General features: G+C 46.7%; 18 protein-coding genes. 16 read left to right on the forward strand and 2 right to left on the reverse strand.

What is annotated here, in order from left to right; all coding sequences use genetic code 11:
• Positions 1-4: 4 nt before the first annotated feature.
• From pqqD to B5D26_RS13760, 4 genes are read left to right on the forward strand one after another with little or no spacing between them, the layout of a single operon-like run.
• Positions 5-292 carry a pyrroloquinoline quinone biosynthesis peptide chaperone PqqD gene (gene pqqD, locus B5D26_RS13745; protein WP_078746301.1) on the forward strand — a complete coding sequence of 96 codons (288 nt, stop codon included), beginning with the start codon at positions 5-7 and terminating at the stop codon, positions 290-292.
• Positions 264-1,448: a pyrroloquinoline quinone biosynthesis protein PqqE gene (gene pqqE / locus B5D26_RS13750; RefSeq protein WP_078746302.1), complete on the forward strand. Its 1,185-nt coding sequence runs from the start codon at positions 264-266 to the stop codon at positions 1,446-1,448. Before pqqD ends, pqqE begins: the two co-directional genes overlap by 29 nt.
• A gap of 8 nt (positions 1,449-1,456) precedes the next feature.
• The gene (locus B5D26_RS13755; RefSeq protein ID WP_078746303.1) at positions 1,457-3,514 is read left to right on the forward strand and encodes a S9 family peptidase; all 2,058 of its coding nucleotides are present in this window, start codon (positions 1,457-1,459) and stop codon (positions 3,512-3,514) included.
• Positions 3,501-5,366 (forward strand): insulinase family protein, encoded by a 1,866-nt coding sequence (locus B5D26_RS13760; protein WP_078746304.1) that lies wholly within the window; start codon positions 3,501-3,503, stop codon positions 5,364-5,366. The genes B5D26_RS13755 and B5D26_RS13760 overlap by 14 nt, the downstream gene beginning before the upstream one ends.
• A gap of 27 nt (positions 5,367-5,393) precedes the next feature.
• Here B5D26_RS13760 and B5D26_RS13765 read toward each other — a convergent pair whose 3' ends face one another.
• On the reverse strand, positions 5,394-5,777 hold the full coding sequence (locus B5D26_RS13765; RefSeq protein ID WP_078746305.1) for a YacL family protein: 384 nt from the start codon (positions 5,775-5,777) through the stop codon (positions 5,394-5,396).
• 296 nt (positions 5,778-6,073) lie between these two features.
• Between B5D26_RS13765 and B5D26_RS13770 the strand changes: the two genes are divergently transcribed.
• The 12 genes from B5D26_RS13770 to B5D26_RS13825 all read left to right on the forward strand — a co-directional run bounded on the left by B5D26_RS13770 (position 6,074) and on the right by B5D26_RS13825 (position 18,653).
• A complete protein-coding gene (locus tag B5D26_RS13770) occupies positions 6,074-7,630 on the forward strand; it encodes an ABC transporter substrate-binding protein (RefSeq protein WP_078746306.1) in 1,557 nt (518 codons plus the stop codon).
• A 169-nt stretch (positions 7,631-7,799) separates the two neighbouring features.
• On the forward strand, positions 7,800-8,774 hold the full coding sequence (locus B5D26_RS13775) for an ABC transporter permease (protein ID WP_078746307.1): 975 nt from the start codon (positions 7,800-7,802) through the stop codon (positions 8,772-8,774).
• Positions 8,775-8,787: 13 nt separating this feature from the next.
• A complete protein-coding gene (locus tag B5D26_RS13780) occupies positions 8,788-9,747 on the forward strand; it encodes an ABC transporter permease (RefSeq protein ID WP_078746308.1) in 960 nt (319 codons plus the stop codon).
• 4 nt (positions 9,748-9,751) lie between these two features.
• On the forward strand, positions 9,752-10,744 hold the full coding sequence (locus tag B5D26_RS13785) for an ABC transporter ATP-binding protein (protein ID WP_078746309.1): 993 nt from the start codon (positions 9,752-9,754) through the stop codon (positions 10,742-10,744).
• Positions 10,745-10,747: 3 nt separating this feature from the next.
• Entirely contained in the window at positions 10,748-11,788 is a 1,041-nt protein-coding gene (locus B5D26_RS13790; protein ID WP_078746310.1) for an ABC transporter ATP-binding protein, read from the forward strand.
• The gene (locus B5D26_RS13795; RefSeq protein ID WP_200810687.1) at positions 11,789-12,946 is read left to right on the forward strand and encodes a M14 family metallopeptidase; all 1,158 of its coding nucleotides are present in this window, start codon (positions 11,789-11,791) and stop codon (positions 12,944-12,946) included.
• A 7-nt stretch (positions 12,947-12,953) separates the two neighbouring features.
• Positions 12,954-13,892, forward strand: coding sequence for a LysR family transcriptional regulator (locus B5D26_RS13800; protein ID WP_078746311.1), 939 nt, complete (start codon positions 12,954-12,956; stop codon positions 13,890-13,892).
• A 41-nt stretch (positions 13,893-13,933) separates the two neighbouring features.
• The gene (gene pepQ, locus B5D26_RS13805) at positions 13,934-15,241 is read left to right on the forward strand and encodes a Xaa-Pro dipeptidase (RefSeq protein ID WP_078746312.1); all 1,308 of its coding nucleotides are present in this window, start codon (positions 13,934-13,936) and stop codon (positions 15,239-15,241) included.
• Between the two features lie 751 nt (positions 15,242-15,992).
• Entirely contained in the window at positions 15,993-16,385 is a 393-nt protein-coding gene (locus tag B5D26_RS13810) for a hypothetical protein (RefSeq protein WP_078746313.1), read from the forward strand.
• The gene (locus B5D26_RS13815; RefSeq protein ID WP_078746314.1) at positions 16,382-16,807 is read left to right on the forward strand and encodes a hypothetical protein; all 426 of its coding nucleotides are present in this window, start codon (positions 16,382-16,384) and stop codon (positions 16,805-16,807) included. The genes B5D26_RS13810 and B5D26_RS13815 overlap by 4 nt, the downstream gene beginning before the upstream one ends.
• Positions 16,808-16,933: 126 nt before the next feature.
• Positions 16,934-18,004 carry a DUF262 domain-containing protein gene (locus tag B5D26_RS13820; protein WP_078746315.1) on the forward strand — a complete coding sequence of 357 codons (1,071 nt, stop codon included), beginning with the start codon at positions 16,934-16,936 and terminating at the stop codon, positions 18,002-18,004.
• Positions 18,005-18,023: 19 nt separating this feature from the next.
• On the forward strand, positions 18,024-18,653 hold the full coding sequence (locus B5D26_RS13825; RefSeq protein ID WP_234985307.1) for an MAE_28990/MAE_18760 family HEPN-like nuclease: 630 nt from the start codon (positions 18,024-18,026) through the stop codon (positions 18,651-18,653).
• Between the two features lie 298 nt (positions 18,654-18,951).
• On the opposite strand, the gene B5D26_RS13830 is transcribed toward B5D26_RS13825, so the two are convergent.
• A partial coding sequence (locus tag B5D26_RS13830) for a transposase (RefSeq protein WP_143833123.1) occupies positions 18,952-19,240 on the reverse strand: 289 nt, incomplete at its 5' end.

The following is a 19,240-nucleotide window of genomic DNA, read 5'->3' on the forward strand; positions in this document are numbered from 1 at the left end:
CGCCATGACCGAAAACAGCATACTGACTCAGATTCCTATCCTGAACAGGCTGTTTCGTTTTCAGTGGGAGCCTAGCTCCCACCGTCACGTACTGCTTTATCCAGAAGGAATGGTGCAACTGAACGAAAGCGCGGGCGCAATTCTCACCCATGTGGATGGTGAACGTTCAATTGCCCAAATCATTGAGGCTCTACAGGCTCAGTTCCCAGAGGCTGACGACAGCTTAATTCAGGATGTCATCGACTTTTTCACCGAGGCGCACCATGAATTGCATTGGATCGAATTTACCTGAGGGTGTCGGCCAGCCCTTATGGCTATTGGCTGAGCTGACCTATCGTTGCCCGCTACAATGCCCTTATTGTTCAAACCCGCTGAATTATGATCTCAATAAAACAGAGTTGAGCACCGAGCAGTGGATTGAAACCTTTCGGCAGGCTCGCAAGATGGGTGCGGCACAGTTGGGGTTCTCCGGCGGCGAGCCTTTACTGCGCGATGACTTAGAGCAACTGATCAAAGCGGCTCGTGAATTAGGCTTTTATACCAATCTGATCACCTCCGGCATGGGGTTAACCCTTGAGCGGATGCAAGCCTTTAAAGAGGCAGGTTTAGACCATATTCAGGTCAGCTTTCAAGCCAGTGATGCCGAGATGAACGACTACCTTTCAGGCAACAAACGTTCATTTCAAGAGAAGCTCGAAGTGGCGCGCACGGTGAAAAAGTTGGGTTATCCGATGGTATTCAACTGTGTGATTCACCGCGAGAATATCGACCAGATCGACAAAATCATCGAGCTGTCCTTAGCGCTTGAATCCGATTACGTTGAACTGGCCACCTCACAATACTACGGCTGGGCGCTGAAAAACCGCGATCATCTACTGCCCTCAAAAGCGCAGCTTGTGGCCGCAGAAGCCACCACCAATCGCTACCGTGAACAGATCAAAGGCAAAAGCCGCACTAAGCTAATTTTTGTGGTGCCGGATTATTACGAAGAGCGCCCAAAAGGCTGTATGAACGGGTGGGGCAATCTGTTTTTAACCATCACACCAGATGGCACGGCGTTACCTTGTCATAGTGCCCGTGAACTTCCCATTCAGTTTCCTAAAGTGACAGAGGAAAGTATTGAGTCGATCTGGTATCGCTCAACAGGCTTCAATCATTTCCGAGGCTATGGCTGGATGAAAGAGCCTTGCCGCTCTTGTGATGAAAAAGAGAAAGACTTTGGAGGTTGTCGTTGTCAAGCCTTTATGCTGACAGGGGACGCCAGTAACGCTGATCCCGTTTGTGCCAAATCACCGCATCATCACCTGATTACCGAAGCGCGTGATAACGCTGACTTAGCACAGCCTGCGCAAGGCAGCATGATCTACCGTAATCGGAAAAACTCTCAGCAACTCAGCCAAACACAAGCCGCTGATCTGATTCCGGCACAACAAGTTGAGATGGAATAATCGTCTATATGCCCTCTGTGCAAGGGTCAGTTTCATCGCATCTGACCGCTACAACCTCTAAAGCAAGTTCTAACACCACGCCACCACTTAGCCCAGAGCAAGTGGTGGCGGCTTTGGCGCAGGTGAGTTTTCCACGTCAGCACGCGGGGGAGTATTTTTGGCTTAAGCATGACCCTGAAAGAAATCCACTCACTCAGCTCTATTGCCATATTCAGGGGCAAAGCCTATTGGCGCTGCCGGAATCTTATGGCGTACGCTCGAAAGTGCATGAATATGGTGGGTTGCCCTATGGCTTGAGTGAGGCTCGAATCGTTTGGGTGGATGAGCAGAGCCAGCAGCTGTTCTGCGCTAACAGGTTGACCCGTGCCAGCGCTGATACGACCCGTAACCTCAACGGCAACGGTGTTAATAGCCCAATTGATTTAAACAGCCTGTCAGTGTTAACCGACAGCCCTAATAGCCGTTTTGGTGAGCCAATTTTTCACCCCACTCAAAACTGGGTAGTCGCCATTGAAGAGCAGCACCCAGAGATTAAAGCACAACCCATCATCAACCGATTGGTCGCCATTGAACTCACAACAGGCAAACAGCAGGTCATAGCTTGTGGCGCTGATTTTTACACCAGCCCTTGTTTCAATGCCGATGGTTCTGAGCTTGCTTGGATCGAGTGGCAACATCCGCATCAACCCTGGACTGAGACTCAGCTTTGTAAAGCGCCGTGGCAAACTGGGACAATACTGACTAAACAGCCAATCTTTCCAACTCAGCACCAACAAGCTGCTTCAGTGCAACAGCCTTGTTTTAACGCTCAAGGTGAATTGCTGTTTATCTCAGACCATGAGGGTTACTGGAATCTTTATTTGCAACGCTTGGATGGACAGTTACAAAGACTCTACAGCGTAGAGGCCGACTGCGCCTCTGCACCTTGGCAGTTTGGTAACCAGCATTTTCAACTGCTAGAACAAAAGGCTGATAAGCTTCAGCTTTTGATCTGTGTAACTCGTGGCGGCCAATGGCAATTAGAGCGGGTCACACTGACAAGGGATAAACAAGGTAATCTACTTGATCAGCAAGTCTCAAGGCTTACCTTTCCAGCCCATTCGTTTAGTTTTTTCGCTCAGATCAGCAGCCTAAAGCGTCCTGATCAACCTAGTAAACATAGCCTGTTGGCTTTAGTCGCTTCTGAACAATATGCGCTATCTATTCTCACTTTTGATTTAGACACCCAATCAGCCGATACATCATCCGCTCAGTTTCTTGCTCAAGGGGTTTACTGCTCTAATGCGGTGAAACCAGAAACAATAAGTCTTAATTTAAAAGCTCATCAGGTAGAAGGGCTTTTTTACCCTAATCCCATGCTGCCCCAAGCCCCGCTAATGATTAACGTACACGGCGGGCCAACCTCCGCTGCCTTCCCCGGTTTACAAGCCAATATTCAGTTTTGGTGCCAACAAGGTTTTAGTGTATTAGACCTGAATCATCGAGGCAGTACGGGCTTTGGTCGCCTCTATAGACAAGCATTGAAAGGACAATGGGGAGAGGTCGATTTAGAGGATGCTCGCTTGATGGTGCATTGGTTAACTAAAAGTGGCCGTATTTTGCCTGATAAAGTTGTGATTAGAGGCCAAAGTGCGGGGGGGTACAGTGCATTACGGGCTGCAACCCTAGGCTATTTTCAAGCGGCGGTTAGTTTGTATGGCATCAGTGACCTACAGCGATTGGCCACCAGTACCCATAAGTTTGAGTCTTACTATTTAAACTGGCTGATTGGTGACCCCAAAGAGGACGCTATGCTCTATCAGTTACGCTCACCGCTTTATAGCCTCAATCAACAAGCTAAATTACCCGACCTGCTACTGTTTCAAGGCGCAGAAGACCCTGTAGTACCTTTAGACCAAGTTACCCTATTTGCACAACATTATCGCGCTTTAGGCCACAACTGTGAAACCGTAGTCTATGATAATGAGGGGCACGGCTTTAGAGCCTTCGATAATCGGCTGCATCAGCTCAAAACAGAGTATGCGTTCTACCTAGCAAAAGGGATATTGAGTCATGGATGCCATTAAAATATTGTTGCAGGGCGAACATAGCCAAAACTGCAAAATTGTACTGACGGTTGGCAGCGGCAGTGCCCATGAGCCTGAGCACTGGCAAGGGCTTGCCCATCTGCTTGAACATAGCCTGTTCTTAGGTAGCCAAAGCCAAACAGAATCTTTACAGGCGGGAGCGATACAAGCCGAACTGTTGCAGATGGGTGGTAGTATTAACGCCAGCACACAGCTATTTCATACCAGCTATATGCTAGAGTGCCCTGCCAATCAGTTTGAGAGAGCCTTAGCGCTACTCTGTTTATTAGTGTTCAATCCAATATTTGATCTAGCTTCGGTGATCGCAGAGCTGGATATTATTGAAGCGGAATATCAAGCTCGCTGTGGTGATAGCTGGCAACAAGTGCAAGCTGTTATTCAACAGATCAGCCTAGAGACACATCCGTTTCATCATTTTTGTGCGGGTAACAAAACCAGCTTAGGCGGCTCTGATACTGCACTTATCAAAGCCTTAAGTGAGTTTTATCTACAACAGTATCAACTTGGCAATATCAGCTTATTTATACAGCATCCAGCCATTGATCATGATCCGAGTTTATTTCAGCAGCTCTACGCCTCTCAACCTCTGATCAAAGATGAAATTACGCTGAGATACTACGTTGAAAAGCAGATTAGCGAAGCTTTTGATCAAGCTCAATTCAGTCGACAGCACTTGCTTGATTACTGTGCGGATACACTTTCGACCATAACCTCAGAGGTTAGGTTATTAGCGCCATTACCTTGTCCATTAACGGCTGAAAATTTGCAGTCCTCTTCAATGCCCGACTGCCCATCGTTACCTTTAGCCTCACAACAATATGCTATCAAAACAAGTCACTCCGGCTATGAGTGGTGTTGGGCGCTACCTAGTTTATTATTACCTGCGGTGGATCAGCTCAGTTTACCCGATGGTTTCCAAGCACGTATAAGGATGCTCAGTCCAGAACAGTTAATTTTAGGGATACAGCTGAGTAGTGCATTAACACTGTCGCTAAACGATATGGAAAATGAGCGCCAGTTCTTGTTAGAACAGCTAGAGCTAAAATACCTAAGCAGCCACTGCCTAAGCTTGGCACAGGTGGTACAACAAGCGCTCTATCATCATTATGATCTACCCATTATTCAGCCTGATATTCTGAAAAACAGCTTAATGCGCTATTTAAACCGCCCTGCACAACTACAATTGATCTGTCATCCGCAGGTACAAGGCACACAACAAACCGAAGTTTTTCCAACCAGATTCCAGTTAATAGAGGCTGACTTCCCCGCTTTACCTGCGAATACTGAAATTGTGCAGATGCCTTTTATCACATTACGCAACACGCTGATGAAAGGCGGCGAATTGAACTTTGATCAGCCACAATCTGTACCTTGCCATGACCCTTTTAATCATGCCGCTCTGATCTGGCTGCAACCTACGCTGAATGCCAACACGCTAATACCTGAAATTACCCCACAACAGTTTAAACAGGCTGAAAAACAGATTGCACATCAGTTTGTCTGGCATTATCAACAAACAGCTTATTACCAGTTGAGAGTGAAGCAGCGCTTAGGTTATATCGTTCATCTTGGCTATCAAGAGATTGCACAGCAAACGGGGGTCTTGCTGCTGATTCAAGGTGAGAGCCGTTTCAAACCTAAGCAGCTATTAACTGCGTTAGATGAGTTTCTAGTGCAAATTAACTTAGAGCGCCTGAGTATCGACGAAGATAAAAAAATACATTGGCAAAACTATCAGAAACAGCACCAGCTGAGTGCTGCTCCTGTCGCTTTAGACTGGTTACCCGTAAAACACTGGAATCAAGTCAAGCTAGTTTCGGTTGAAGCTTAACAACACCCGTTAAAGCATTGGCTATCGTTAGGCATAGCGCTCAACAAACTCGCGCCATTCACTGAGTAATGCAGAAAAATCGTCTAATCCACAAGCTGCAAAGCTTTGTTCATCATCATTAGAGAGAGCCTCATCCTGCTCCTCTTGGTTTTGATAGTCATCAGCATAAAACAAGTGGTTGGCGCGCACCTCTACTTCATCTTGGGAAAGCTGCAAGCTGTACTCTGTACCGACAAACTGTTTCTCTCGGATTTCACCCGATTGCAGCTTGGCAATGGTCTGTTCAATCTCTTCTAGCAGTGGTAATCCGGCATTTTTTTCGCTGTTTAACCAGTGGCCAAAAGCTTCATGTCCCATTGATAATTCTGCGGTTAAGCGGCCATCTTTATCACGGGTAAAATCGTATTCCATGGTTTGTCTCTATCTTAAAATGCAGGGGAAAATCGCACTCGCATCATAGCCCTACAAGCCATAAAAAACCAAGATTTCACCTCATTACCCCTGCATAACTTAGGCTTTTTTACGCATCAAAAGGGCTGAAATAGGCATTCTTACGCCTGTATTTAATTTCTGCATAACCTGTTCCGTAATTCCAATTGGTGACAATTGCAAGTTGTAGTTAGACTTTTTGATGATTCAAAAGGGTATCTAATACCCAGCAAAACCCTCTAATAACAATGAACAACAAACAATAACGGGACACCAAAATGAAGAAAACCGTATCCCTGTTTGCTGGCGCTGTGCTTAGCCTAGGTCTGATGACTGGCGCACAGGCAGCAACTTTGAAAATGGCCTACGATGCTGACCCAGTTTCCTTAGACCCGCATGAGCAACTGTCTGGCGGTACTTTGCAGCTGTCTCATATGACCTTTGATCCGCTAGTACGCTGGGATCGTAAACTGGGTTTTGAAGCCCGTTTGGCGGAAAAATGGGAGCGAGTTGACCCGCTAACCATGCGTTTCCACCTACGCAAAGGCGTAAAATTCCACTCAGGTAATGATTTTACCGCTAAAGACGTGGCGTTTACTTTTGAGCGTCTACGTGAATCTCCAGACTTCAAAGGTGTATTCGCGCCTTTCTCTGGAATAAAAGTTGTTGATGATTACACGATCGAACTGAAAACCGCAGAACCTTTCCCTCTTGTCTTAAACAACGTTACTTACCTGTTCCCAATGGACAGCAAGTTCTATAGCGGTAAAGACGAGAACGGAGAAGACAAGGCCAAGCTGATCAAGCACGGTAACTCTTTTGCCTCTCGCAACATGTCAGGTACAGGCCCTTTCACCGTGTCATACCGTGAGCAAGGCGTTCGTGTTGAGTTTGAACGTAACAGTGGCTACTGGGATACTAAGTCACCAGGCAACGTTGACAAAATCGTACTGACTCCGATTAAAGAAGCGCCAACACGTGTAGCTGCACTGCTTTCAGGTGATGTTGACTTTATCGCACCTGTACCACCAACCGACCATGAGCGTATTCAGGGCAACAAAAAAGTTGACCTAGTCACTATGGGCGGCACACGTATCATCACATTCCAGATGAACCAAAACCGTGTTGAAGCCTTCAAAGACGCCCGTGTACGTCAGGCAGTGGCTTATGCCATTAACCAGCAAGGTATCGTGAAAAAGATCATGAAAGGCTTTGCAACACCAGCGGCACAAATGAGCCCTTGGGGTTACCTAGGTCATAACGCTGCGCTGAAGCCACGTTTTGATTTAGCAAAAGCTAAACAGCTGATGAAAGAGGCCGGTTACGAGAAAGGCTTTAGCATCACCATGATGGCACCTAACAACCGCTATGTGAACGACGAGAAAATCGCACAAGCGGCTGCGGCAATGTTGGCGAAAATCAACATCAAAGTTGACCTGAAAACCATGCCTAAAGCGCAATACTGGGGTGAATTTGATGCCCGTGCAGCAGACATGATGATGATTGGCTGGCACGCGGATACTGAAGACTCAAACAACTTCTTCGAGTTCCTGACAGCTTGCCCAGATGCTGAGAAAGGTCTAGGCCAATACAACAGCGGCAACTACTGCAACCCGAAAGCAGATGCGCTGATGGTTCAAGCGAATACTGAAACCAGTCCGAAGAAACGTGCGGCGTTGATGCAAGAGATCGAGCAAATTCTATACGATGACGCGGCTTTCATTCCGCTACATTGGCAGAATCTGGCTTGGGCAGCTGCGAAAAACGTAGAAATCGAGCCTGTGTTAAACGTAATGGATTTCCCATACTTGGGTGATCTGGTCATCAAAAAGTAATTTTTGATGATGGGCTGGCTTACACTCTGTAAGCCGCCTATTAGGGTCTAGTACCCTGTGCAAAGCTTGTCGGCAGTCGAGTTAGGGCGACTGCTGATAAGCTGGGCACTATCAACTCTCATACAATAAGCCAGCGCACGGAATGCTCGGTGATAAAGGCAGAACTACCATGATTGCTTTTTTTATTAAACGGCTGTTTCAGGCCATTATCGTGATGTTTGTCATCAGCCTGATTAGCTTTTCAATCCAAGATAATTTGGGTGACCCCCTGCGTGAAATGGTGGGGCAATCCGTATCTGAAGCAGAGCGTCAAGCCTTACGGGATGAGATGGGGCTGAACGATCCGTTTTTAATTCAATACGGTCGCTTTCTCGGTAATGTATTACAAGGGGACTTAGGCACCTCTTATTTCTTTAAAGAACCTGCCTTAGAAGTGATTTTAAAGAAAATGCCCGCCACTTTAGAACTGGTGTTTGGCGCGACTATTATTATTGTGTTGTTCTCAGTACCACTGGGCGTGTATTCCGCCATTAAGCCGTTCAGCTGGTTCTCGCGCGTGGTGATGGGCGTCAGTATTGTGGGGATTTCTGTACCCGTTTTCTTAACCGCTATCGGTTTGATCTATCTATTTGCCATTGAGCTAGGTTGGATGCCCTCTTACGGTCGCGGCGACACCGTTGACATGTTCTGGGGTTGGGACAGTGGCTTGTTCACCCTTGATGGCTTACACCATCTGATTTTGCCAAGCTTTACACTGGCTTCGATTATGTTGCCGCTGTTTATCCGTCTGATTCGTTCTGAAATGATGGAAGTGTTGCAATCGGAGTATGTGAAATTTGCATGGGCCAAGGGCCTGCACTCACGTCGTATCTATTTCTTACACGCCTTAAAGAACACCATGCTGCCTGTCATCACCGTTGGTGGTGTGCAGATCGGTACGATGGTGGCGTACACCATTTTAACTGAAACCGTTTTCCAATGGCCGGGGATGGGCTTTCTATTCTTAGAAGCGGTCAACCGTGTGGATACGCCGTTGATTGTGGCGTACCTGATTGTGGTGGGTGCTGTTTTCGTCGTCACCAACACCATTGTTGACCTGATTTACGGCTTGGTGAACCCAACCGTTAAACTCGCAGGCAAATAATAGGCAGAACATTATGACAACTCAAAGCCAAAACAAACTGCCAGAGCCTACGCCCAGCGCTTGGCAGCGTTTCAAAGACAGCAATATCGGCCACAGCTTTATTCGTGACCGTGTGGCGCAAATCAGTTTCACTATTTTCCTAGGCTACGTGATTATGGCGCTATTTGCGCCGTTGATCGCCCCGTTTGATCCTTACGATCCCAATCAGATCGACATTATGAACTCTGAGCTACCCCCTAGTTGGGATGCCGAGAATGGTGATGAACAGTTCTGGTTAGGCACCGATGCACAGGGTCGTGATCTGTGGTCAACCATTCTGTACGGCACCCGCATTTCGTTGACCATCGGCATCTGCGCTGTTCTGCTGCAAGCGACCATTGGGATTATTATCGGTTTGATTGCGGGCTATCGCGGTGGCCGTGTAGACAGCCTGCTGATGCGCTTTGCAGATGTACAGTTGTCGTTTTCCACCATGATGGTGGCGATCATTGTCTTGGCAATCTTTCAGGCAAGCTTTGGTACAGAGTTGTATCAAGAACTGGCGATGACCATGCTGATTTTGGTGATCGGTATCGCTGAGTGGCCGCAATATGCCCGTACCATTCGCGCCTCAGTACTGGCCGAAAAGAAAAAAGAATACATTGATGCCGCTCGTGTAATGGGTTTAGGCCCGATTCGCATCATGTTCCGTCATATCTTACCTAATACCTTGTCGCCGATTTTGGTGATCTCAACGGTACAGGTGGCTAACGCTATTATCTCTGAAGCCTCGCTGTCGTTTTTAGGTTTGGGTATGCCCGTGTCGCAACCCTCTTTAGGCTCTTTAATCTCCAGCGGCTTTGAATATATCTTCTCTGGTGCTTGGTGGATCACGGTGATTCCGGGTGTGATCTTAGTGGTATTAGTACTGGTGATGAACATGCTAGGCGACTGGCTGCGTGACGTCCTCAATCCAAAACTTTATAAGGGCTAAGATCATGGCGTTATTAGAAGTAAAAAACCTTGAAGTGAGTTTTGGTTTACGCAGCGGTGAAGTCAAAGCACTACGCAATATCAGTTTTAACCTAGACCGTGGTGAGCGTTTAGGCTTGGTGGGTGAATCTGGTGCAGGTAAGTCGGTGTTGGGCTTCTCCATTCTAAACTTAATCTCTAGACCGGGGCGTATCAGCGCCGGTGAGATCTGGTTTGATGGTCAGAACCTCGCCAATCTGTCTGCCGAGGGTATTCGCGCGATTCGGGGCAACCGAATTTCGATGATCTTTCAAGACCCAATGATGACCCTAAACCCTGTGCTGACCATCGGCCAGCAGATGGTGGAATGTTTACAAGCCCACCGGAAGATCAGCTTTGACGCGGCAAAAACCATTGCAGTGCAAAAGTTGAAGCAGGTATACATTCCATCGCCAGAAACCCGTTTTGATCAATATCCGCACGAGCTGTCGGGCGGTATGCGTCAGCGTATCGTGATCGCCATTGCGCTACTGCTTGATCCAGACATTATTATTGCCGATGAGCCAACCACCGCCTTGGATGTAACCATTCAAGCCGAGATCATGGAACTGATGGTTGAGCTTTGTGAGCGCAACAACGTTGCACTGATCTTAATCACCCATGATTTGGGCGTGGTATCACAAGCCACCCAAAAAACCATCGTGATGTACGCAGGCCGCATTATTGAACAAGGGCCAACTAAAGAGATTATCAACGATGCACAGCACCCTTACACCCAAGGTTTGATGAATGCGCTGCCACAAATGGCAATACCGGGGCAGCGTTTGAATCAGATTCGAGGTGCCATGCCGCCTTTGCAACGTATTCCAACAGGTTGTGCGTTTAATCCGCGTTGTGATTACGCAGAAGAGGCCTGCAAACGAGAGTTACCAACCTTTACGCGTTCTGGTAACTGTCAGGTGGCTTGTCACATGGTTGCGGCCATGAGAAAAGCTGAACAAACGCAGGAAGGGGTGTAAGTGATGAGCCAGAACCAAACTGAAAATACGACACAGCCAGAGTCATTAGTCCAAATTCGTGGTCTGTATAAGAAATTCAATATCTCAGGTGATTTTCTGGATCAGCTGAAGTTCAAAGGCGGCAAGATCGTGCGTGAACAAGAACATGTTCATGCGATCAACGGTGTCTCTCTAGATGTGCATAAGGGCGAAGCCCTATGTGTGGTGGGTGAATCAGGCTGTGGTAAGTCAACCGTTGCCCGTACCGTTATGGGTTTGTTAACGCCTAGCGGTGGCACCATCAGCTACCGTGGCGAGCGTATTGATCATTTAGATGACAAAGCGCTGCTACCCTACCGCAAAAAAATGCAGATGATTTTCCAGAACCCTTATGCGTCATTGAATCCGCGTATGACCATTGGGCAAACACTGGAAGAACCCGTGCGTTTGCACAATCCTGATTGGAACGCCCAACAGGTGCGCGACAAGGTACATGAGGTGATGTTCTCTGTGGGTATTGACCCCAGCTGGGCGGATCGTTTTGCCCATGAGTTTTCTGGTGGTCAGCGTCAACGGATCAGTATTGCCCGTGCTTTGGCGGTAGACCCTGAGTTTATCGTGGCCGATGAGCCGATCTCTGCACTGGATGTGTCGATTCAAGCACAGGTGTTAAACCTGCTGATGGACGCGCAAGAAAAGCGCAACCTCACTTATCTGTTTATCACCCACGACTTGGCGGTGGTTGAACACTTCGGCACCCGTGTGGCGGTGATGTATTTAGGTTCGCTGTGTGAACTGGCCCCCACCAAAACCCTGTTTGCCACGCCGCGCCACCCGTACACCAAAGCTTTGTTGTCGGCGATTCCACGTTTACAGGATGACCGCCCAGAGCCGATTAAACTGACGGGTGAAGTGCCTACGCCTGTGAACCTGCCTTCAGGCTGTGTGTTCCACGGACGCTGCCCTTATGTCACCGACCGCTGCAAACAAGAGATTCCAAAATTGATCACCACCAGCGAAGGCGGCCAAGTGGCCTGTCACGCGGTAGAAGAGGGGCGAATCTAAATGCTCCACTCTGCGATTAAAATCAGCGCGGCCTTTGACTCCGGCAATATCGAAGTGTTGGATCAAACCAACCCCCATGATATTCAGTTAGCAATTCGCCCAGACCACCAGTCAAACTTTTATCAGTGGTTCCACTTTCGAGTGCAGGGGGCTGCGGATCAAAGCTTAGTGCTACGCATCACCAATGCAGCGCAAGCGGCCTATCCCGATGGTTGGGAAGATTACCAAGCGGTGGCCTCATACGACCGTCAAGATTGGTTCCGTGTCCCCACCAGTTTTGAAGAGGGTGAGCTGCTGATTCAGCACAGCCCTGAGCAAAACAGCGTCTATTACGCTTACTTTGCCCCTTACAGCTTTGAGCGCCACCTTGACCTGATCGCCTTTGCCCAGCAGTCGCCTCTATGCCAAGTGTTTGATTTAGGGGCAACTTTAGATGGCCGTGACCTTAATCTGTTGCAGATTGGACAAGACGACAGCAACAAGAAAAAGATTTGGGTCACCGCCCGTCAACACCCCGGTGAAAGCATGGCCGAGTGGTGCGCGGAAGGCTTGATCAGCCGTCTGTTAGATGAAAATGACGCCCTCTGCAAACAACTGCTCGATCAAGTGGTGTTCTACATCGTACCGAATATGAACCCCGATGGTGCTATTCGTGGTCACCTACGCACCAACGCTTGTGGTGCCAACCTGAACCGCGAGTGGTTAGAACCCAGCCTTGAACGCAGCCCAGAAGTGTTCCATGTGCGCGCTGCCATGTCTCAAATTGGGGTTGATCTGTTCTTAGACCTACACGGCGACGAAGCGCTACCTTGCAACTTTATTGCCGGACAAGAAGGCGCACCGCATTTAAGCGACCAAGTGCTACAAGAAGAACTACACTTCAAACAGCAACTTGCCGCCATTAACCCTGATTTCCAACTGGAGCGTGGTTATCCCGTTGGCAAATTTGGGGCAGAAGCTTATACCGTGGCAGGCTTTTGGGTAGGGCGTGAATTTAACTGCCCCTCTATGACCTTAGAGATGCCGTTTAAAGACTACGATTTGCGCCCAGATCACTACGCAGGTTGGTCAGCAGAGCGTTCCATTCAGTTGGGTGAAAGCTTGCTGTTCCCGATTGCTCAGTGGCTTCGTTCAACCTCACCAACTGTAAACGAGTAGTCGGTCTATGGAAGTAAGATGGTTAGATGACTTTATTGCCTTAGCCCGCACGCGACATTTCTCCCGTGCGGCAGATGAGCGCAATGTGACTCAGCCGACTTTAAGCCGCCGTATTAAACTCCTTGAGGAAGAGATGGGCACCACGCTCATCGACCGCAACAGCCTGCCGTTGTCTTTGACTCCGGCAGGCGAAGTGTTTTTAGCGGGTGCCGAGCAGATGTCGCGCATCGCCCGCGAAACCAAAGTGCGTTGCAACGAGATCCGCGAACAAGAGAGCAACCGCCTCATCTTTGCCACCTCACAAACGCTCTACCTCACCTTGTACCGCGCCCTATTGCTGCCCTTTTCTGAGCGCCATAACCTACCCGTTGATTTGAACTTAAAATCAACCTCTTGGGTGGGGCCAGATTTTGTTAACGCACTGGCGCAAGGGGAGTGTGATCTGGTGCTGTGTTATTGGCACCCTGCCATGAAAGTGGCGAGAGACTTAGACGATGAGCGTTTCGAGAACTTAGTGATCGCCGAAGAGTTGCTCGTACCCGTTACCGCACTGAACAGCGACGGCATGCCGCTCTTCAAACTGCCCGGCCAAAAAACCAAACCCTTGCCCTATATCGGCTATTACGAAAGCTCTATGCTGCGCGCGGTACTGGAACATTTCCTACAGCAGCAACCAGAGCCACCGCAACTGGTCACCATGAATGAAAACGTCCACTCGGTCAGCGTTAAAGCGATGATCAAAGAGGGCTTTGGTTTTGGTTGGCTACCGCAGCGTTTGGTTAAAGACAATCTGGACTACGGTAACCTACAGTTAGCGGGCGATGCCCAATGGCATGTGCCATTGCAGATTAGAATTTACCGTAATCGACAAAATATACAGCCTAACTTGCGCCAGCTTTGGAGCTTGTTAGAAACCGCCATACAGCATCAATCGCTGTCGGTGTAACCCCGCTCATTAATCACGACATTTGCCACAGGCTGCCTATCATGATTCAAGCGTTTTTCCAGCATATTGCTCAACTGCAACAGCGCAGCGTCGAGCTGCTTGCCCAACAAGGATTTGATCAACTGTTGATTGGCTCAGGCAGTTTGCATACCCACTTTTTAGACGACACCCGCTATCCTTTTCGCCCTAACCCGCACTTTGTACAATGGGCACCCTTTTTAACCGAACACCCCAACTGCTGGTTATTGATTAAAGCCAACCAAAAGCCGCAGCTGTTTTACTACACCCCAACAGATTTTTGGCACTTAACCCCCGCATTACCAACGGGCGAGTGGACAAGCGCCTTTGACCTACAGGCGTATGACAACTTTGCCGACATCGCCAGCCTGTTAAACGGCCACAACAATGCCCTAATCAACGAACAAAACATTCAGGCAGAAGCAGCGCAGGTCAGCCATAACCCCAACGCATTCATTCAAGCGCTTAACTTCCACCGCGCCATTAAAACCGAGTGGGAACAGCACTGCCTACGCCAAGCCAACTACCTTGCCGTAAAAGGCCATCGCGCAGCAGAAGCCGCCTTTAAAGCGGGTAAAAGCGAATACCAGATCAACCAGCTCTACCTCAGCGCCATTGGTCATAATGAGCGCGATATGCCTTACGACAATATCGTAGCTTTAAATGAACACGCCGCCGTGCTGCACTACCAGTTTCAAGAGCGTAGCGCCCCTGCCCAAGACCGCACCCTGTTAATCGACGCAGGCGCACGCTTTAACGGCTACGCAGCCGACATCACCCGCACCTTTACCCGTCAAGGCAGCCTATTTGCTGACCTAGTGCGCGGCCTAGATGACCTGCAACAGCAACTGTGCCAACAGATCAGCGCGGGTAGCGACTTTATCGCCCTGCACGAACAGATGCACCTGATGATCGCCGACCTGCTGAACCGCTTTGGCATCATCACCGCCAACCCAGAAGTACAGATGGAACTGGGCTTAACCCGCACCTTCTACCCGCACGGCTTGGGGCATTTACTAGGCTTACAAGTACACGACGTGGGCGGTTGGCAACAAGACGAAGCAGGCACCCTCTTAACACCACCAGAGGAACACCCCTTCCTGCGTTTAACCCGCACCTTGCAATCGGGCTACGTCATCACCATCGAACCGGGGGTTTACTTTATCCCGCAACTGCTGAACGAACTGCGTAACAGCCCCAACAGCCAACACATCAACTGGGCATTGGTAGAACAACTACTGCCTTATGGCGGTATCCGCATTGAAGACAACCTCTGCGTGCAAGACAGCGGCAGCGAAAACTACACCCGTGATGGATTCGCGCGCTTATAATCCCCCTCCTAGCACAAACACCCACCCTGATTGAAGGGTGGGTGTTCTCTTCTTAGACTTAATACGTGATTTACGGGTTGAGTGGCATCGGATAGACTCAAACCCGCCCTGATACAGGCGTTGTATGGATCAAAGCGCAAGCGCACTTGGCAAGGAAGCGGCCAGATCAAGAGATGGAATTCTCCTTTCTAATCAAACACTTCTTTGTTTTCCTGAAATATGTATGGTGAACGCAATCTAAACGCTCTCATCATGACTGCATAGTGTGTCGATTTTTCTTTAGTGGAGTGGAGGAATACCAGAAAATAGGACGCTCGTAAGAATCAGCCCTAATGTTAGTAAGCACGGCCTCATTGCTTAAAGTGTGATTACATTCACAGCTTAGGTGAAGCGAATCAGGTCAGAAAAGTGATAACCCTGATATTAAAAATAGCTAATACGACTTAGCACCGAAACCTTGATCAATAGCAAGGTGTTAAGCGCTTTGGGTATAGCCCGAGGGGTGATTGTTGCCAGCGCATCAAAAAACAGGTAGAAGATAGCTTTATTAGAAAAAATAGTGAACCAAGCGAGCGACTTAGGCGTGGAACAGGCCAGAAAGTAGCGCGTAGATAAGCCACAGGTTGACAGGGAAAACATCATGTTAAAAAGCAAATTCCCTAGAGTGCCAGCGGCCGTTCAACAAACGGTTATAGCCATGGCTTCGCCATCTGTATAACCGCTTAATAGTTATATTTCTTAAGGTTCAACTATGCAGAAAGCTTCACGATTAAAAAAGTACGTTGAGCTGTTTAAAAAAAATATTAGTCGATACCTCGCTGATGGCATTGAGATCAGATCAACTATCTATCCAGTGGAATCAGAAGGAGCGGTATTCGAGTTCCTACTTAATAACACCAATGATAATAATGAGGTAATCGAAAAAGCACGCCCAACGGTAGGGAGCGTTTTATCTGAAATTCCTCAGAGATTAATCGTAGGAAATATAGACAGTGTCAGATTTAGTGGAACAAACTTATATCTCGAAGGCAACAGGATACTAATAATTAAGGGTGAAGATGATTCATCTAGCTGGTCCGGAAATGCTGTCTTAGAAGATGTTCAGCGTGTCGTTTCTACCTCGCAGGGAGGTAAAACAGCATGACCAATAACGTACCAGTCGACCAAATTAAAGCGCTTGCAGAAGATGTTCGGCTTATAAAAGACTTTGCAGAAAATCATAATTTTGATGCTAGTTTACTAAATGCACAGGTTTCTCCTTCTAAAAAATCAACATCAGAGAGAGACTGGCCGTTAGTTAGCATGATCGGATGCATCACCTTTGTGCTCCTAGCCATAGCTGCAATAAAATTTTGGCAGCCTCCGTTTAGTCCATCGGTAAGCAGCTATGTTTTTGTTGTGGGCTTAATTTTCGCTACATTGGCAGCTATGTCTGTTCATATGAAGTTCAAAGACAATATAGTAACTTTAATCGCAATTCTTGGCCTATTAATGGTTCTGTTTATAGGCGCAGGAATTTTTACACCAGAACAAGCGATTGATAAAGTTGGTGAATTTTCAAAATGAAATATAACAAGGCAAGTCAGCATCGCACCTTTGGTGCTGGACTCGCTAACGCTCGCCGCTGCTTGCGGCGTTAGCCGCCAGGTTTAGCTCACAATATCTCACTCAACAAAGAGGAAGTTGACAGAAATGATAACTGAAGAAAAATTACAACGTATCGAAGAACAAATTATTGAAGAGAAGAAAGCCGTTGACTTTGATACAAGAGAATTTACTGTGGAATTCTTAGTTGGAAAATATTTAAAAGATCTTGAAACAGATGAAAATGATATTTTCGTTCCTGATTATCAGAGAGATTTTGTTTGGGATGAGATCAGGCAGTCAAAGCTAATCGAATCGATTACCTTAGGTTTACCTATCCCAATAGTTTTTATGGCAGAAGACAGCAATGGAAGGTTAGAAATAGTTGATGGCTCGCAGCGAATAAGAACTCTTGCTGCATTTCTTGAAGATGATTTAACTTTAAAAGCACTTGATAGATTGACCGAGCTTAATGAATTAAAATACTCTGATTTGCCTAAGTCAAGGCAGAAGAAAATAAATAATACTCCCATTAGAATGATTGTGCTTTCAGAAGCAGCTACAGAAGAGGTTAGAAATGATCTTTTTGAAAGAATTAATAGAGGAAGTGATCTTCTAAGAAACATGGAGAAAAGAAAAGGTATTTATCAAGGTCCATTCAATGGATTTATCTATAATAACTGTGCCAAAAATGACTTATTGAAAAAACTCGCGCCCTTATCAAAGTCAGTTAAAAATAGGCAAGAACATGAAGAATTGATTTTACGCTTCTTCTTACTGATTGACGATTATCCAAGGTTTAAAACTCATAGCCGTGGTATTGGTGTAGTTCTTGATGAGTATATGGACAAGAAAAACAATAGTTTTGATGCTAATGAGCAGAAAATTAAGTCAGCACAATATGAAAGAATGATTAAATTTGTGAACGATGCGTTTGTAAATGGATTCGCAAAACGTGCTGATCAAGGTGTATCTAGAATTTTTGTCGAAGCACTTTCTGCTGGTGTTCACTTTGCCCTTGAAGAAAACCCAAATATAAGCAGAGATAAAATTGATCCTGGGGTGTGGTTGAAGGATAAAGACTTTAAATTGCTTATATCGGGAAAGCATAGGACACATACTCCAGAAAAAATACGTCAGCGAATTGATTATGTTAAAGATAAGCTAATTAATCGCTAGGGGTATTAAATTGATTTCTGTGAAGTCGGACTTTGAAGAAAAGAAGATTGATATCGATATTTTATTGAACCATATCAATGAGGTATCTATTTCTAAGGGGGCTAATGTTCATAAAGTAGCTATCCTTAAATCTTCTTTTATGCTCCTGCTCTATAACACAATAGAGTCAACGATATCATTATTACTCGAAAAGGTTCACGAAACTGCCTCTATACATAATTATGGCGAACTTTCTGATAAGTTAAAATTATTGTTTGTAGAATACTATTTCGTCAGCCAGAGTGGGAATAAGCATAAGCAGCATTTAGATATGATAATGCTCAATAACGCACAATTCCCCTCTTTTAATGAATTTGATAAGAGAGTTAAAACTTTCTCTGGAAATTTGGATGCGCGAGAAATAGATAATGTTTTATCAAAGTATGGTATCGGTAAAATCCAGTCTGAGAAAAGAGAAAAATTGCTAATAGTGAAAAATCTCAGAAACAAAATTGCTCATGGCGAGGTAATGTTTAAAGAGTCCTGTAGGAATTTAACAATTTCAGAATTAGATAAAATTAGAAATGCTACTGTACTTGCAATGCAAGATGCAATTGCAAAGACAGAGCACTTTATTGAACAGTCACGCTACCTCAAACAAGGCGGCTAACAAAAAATTCCATGGGACGCCTGTGGCGCCCCTGAATTTGACGTTAAGCCAAAAGGAGAAACCATGGCAAACATAACTATAAGAACAAGTGAAGATGGTTGGCTAAAAAAATTAGCTGAAGCATATAAAAATGAAACTCCAGTTATGATAATTGATGACGCTGATGTTGGTATAGATTTATCAAATCAAAGTTTATTTGATATGGGTAAGCAGGCTGATTTATCAAATCGAGAAATAGCAGCAGTGGCAATATCGTGTGGAATGTCGAGGGTGTTCATAGTTCTGTGTCACCCATTTCTTAAAGATCGACGTGCTGGTCTATTCGGCCTTCGAAGTGGATGCTCAACTGAGACAATGTCAGGTTCCAGTTTTGCACCGGATGCGTCCACTTCTCTGATGCCTTCAACATACCCGCGTATAGCAGCTTGAGCAATGCATTTTCATTAGCAAAGCCCCCTTTCGTCTTGGTCAGTTTACGGAACTGACGGTGCACCGCTTCAACCGCATTCGTTGTATAAATCGCCCTTCGCACTTGCTCTGGGTATTTGAAGTAAACTGAGAGATTTTCCCACTTACTCCGCCAAGAC

It is taken from the genome of Oceanospirillum multiglobuliferum, from assembly GCF_900167095.1.
Taxonomy (GTDB): Bacteria; Pseudomonadota; Gammaproteobacteria; order Pseudomonadales; family Halomonadaceae; genus Oceanospirillum; species Oceanospirillum multiglobuliferum.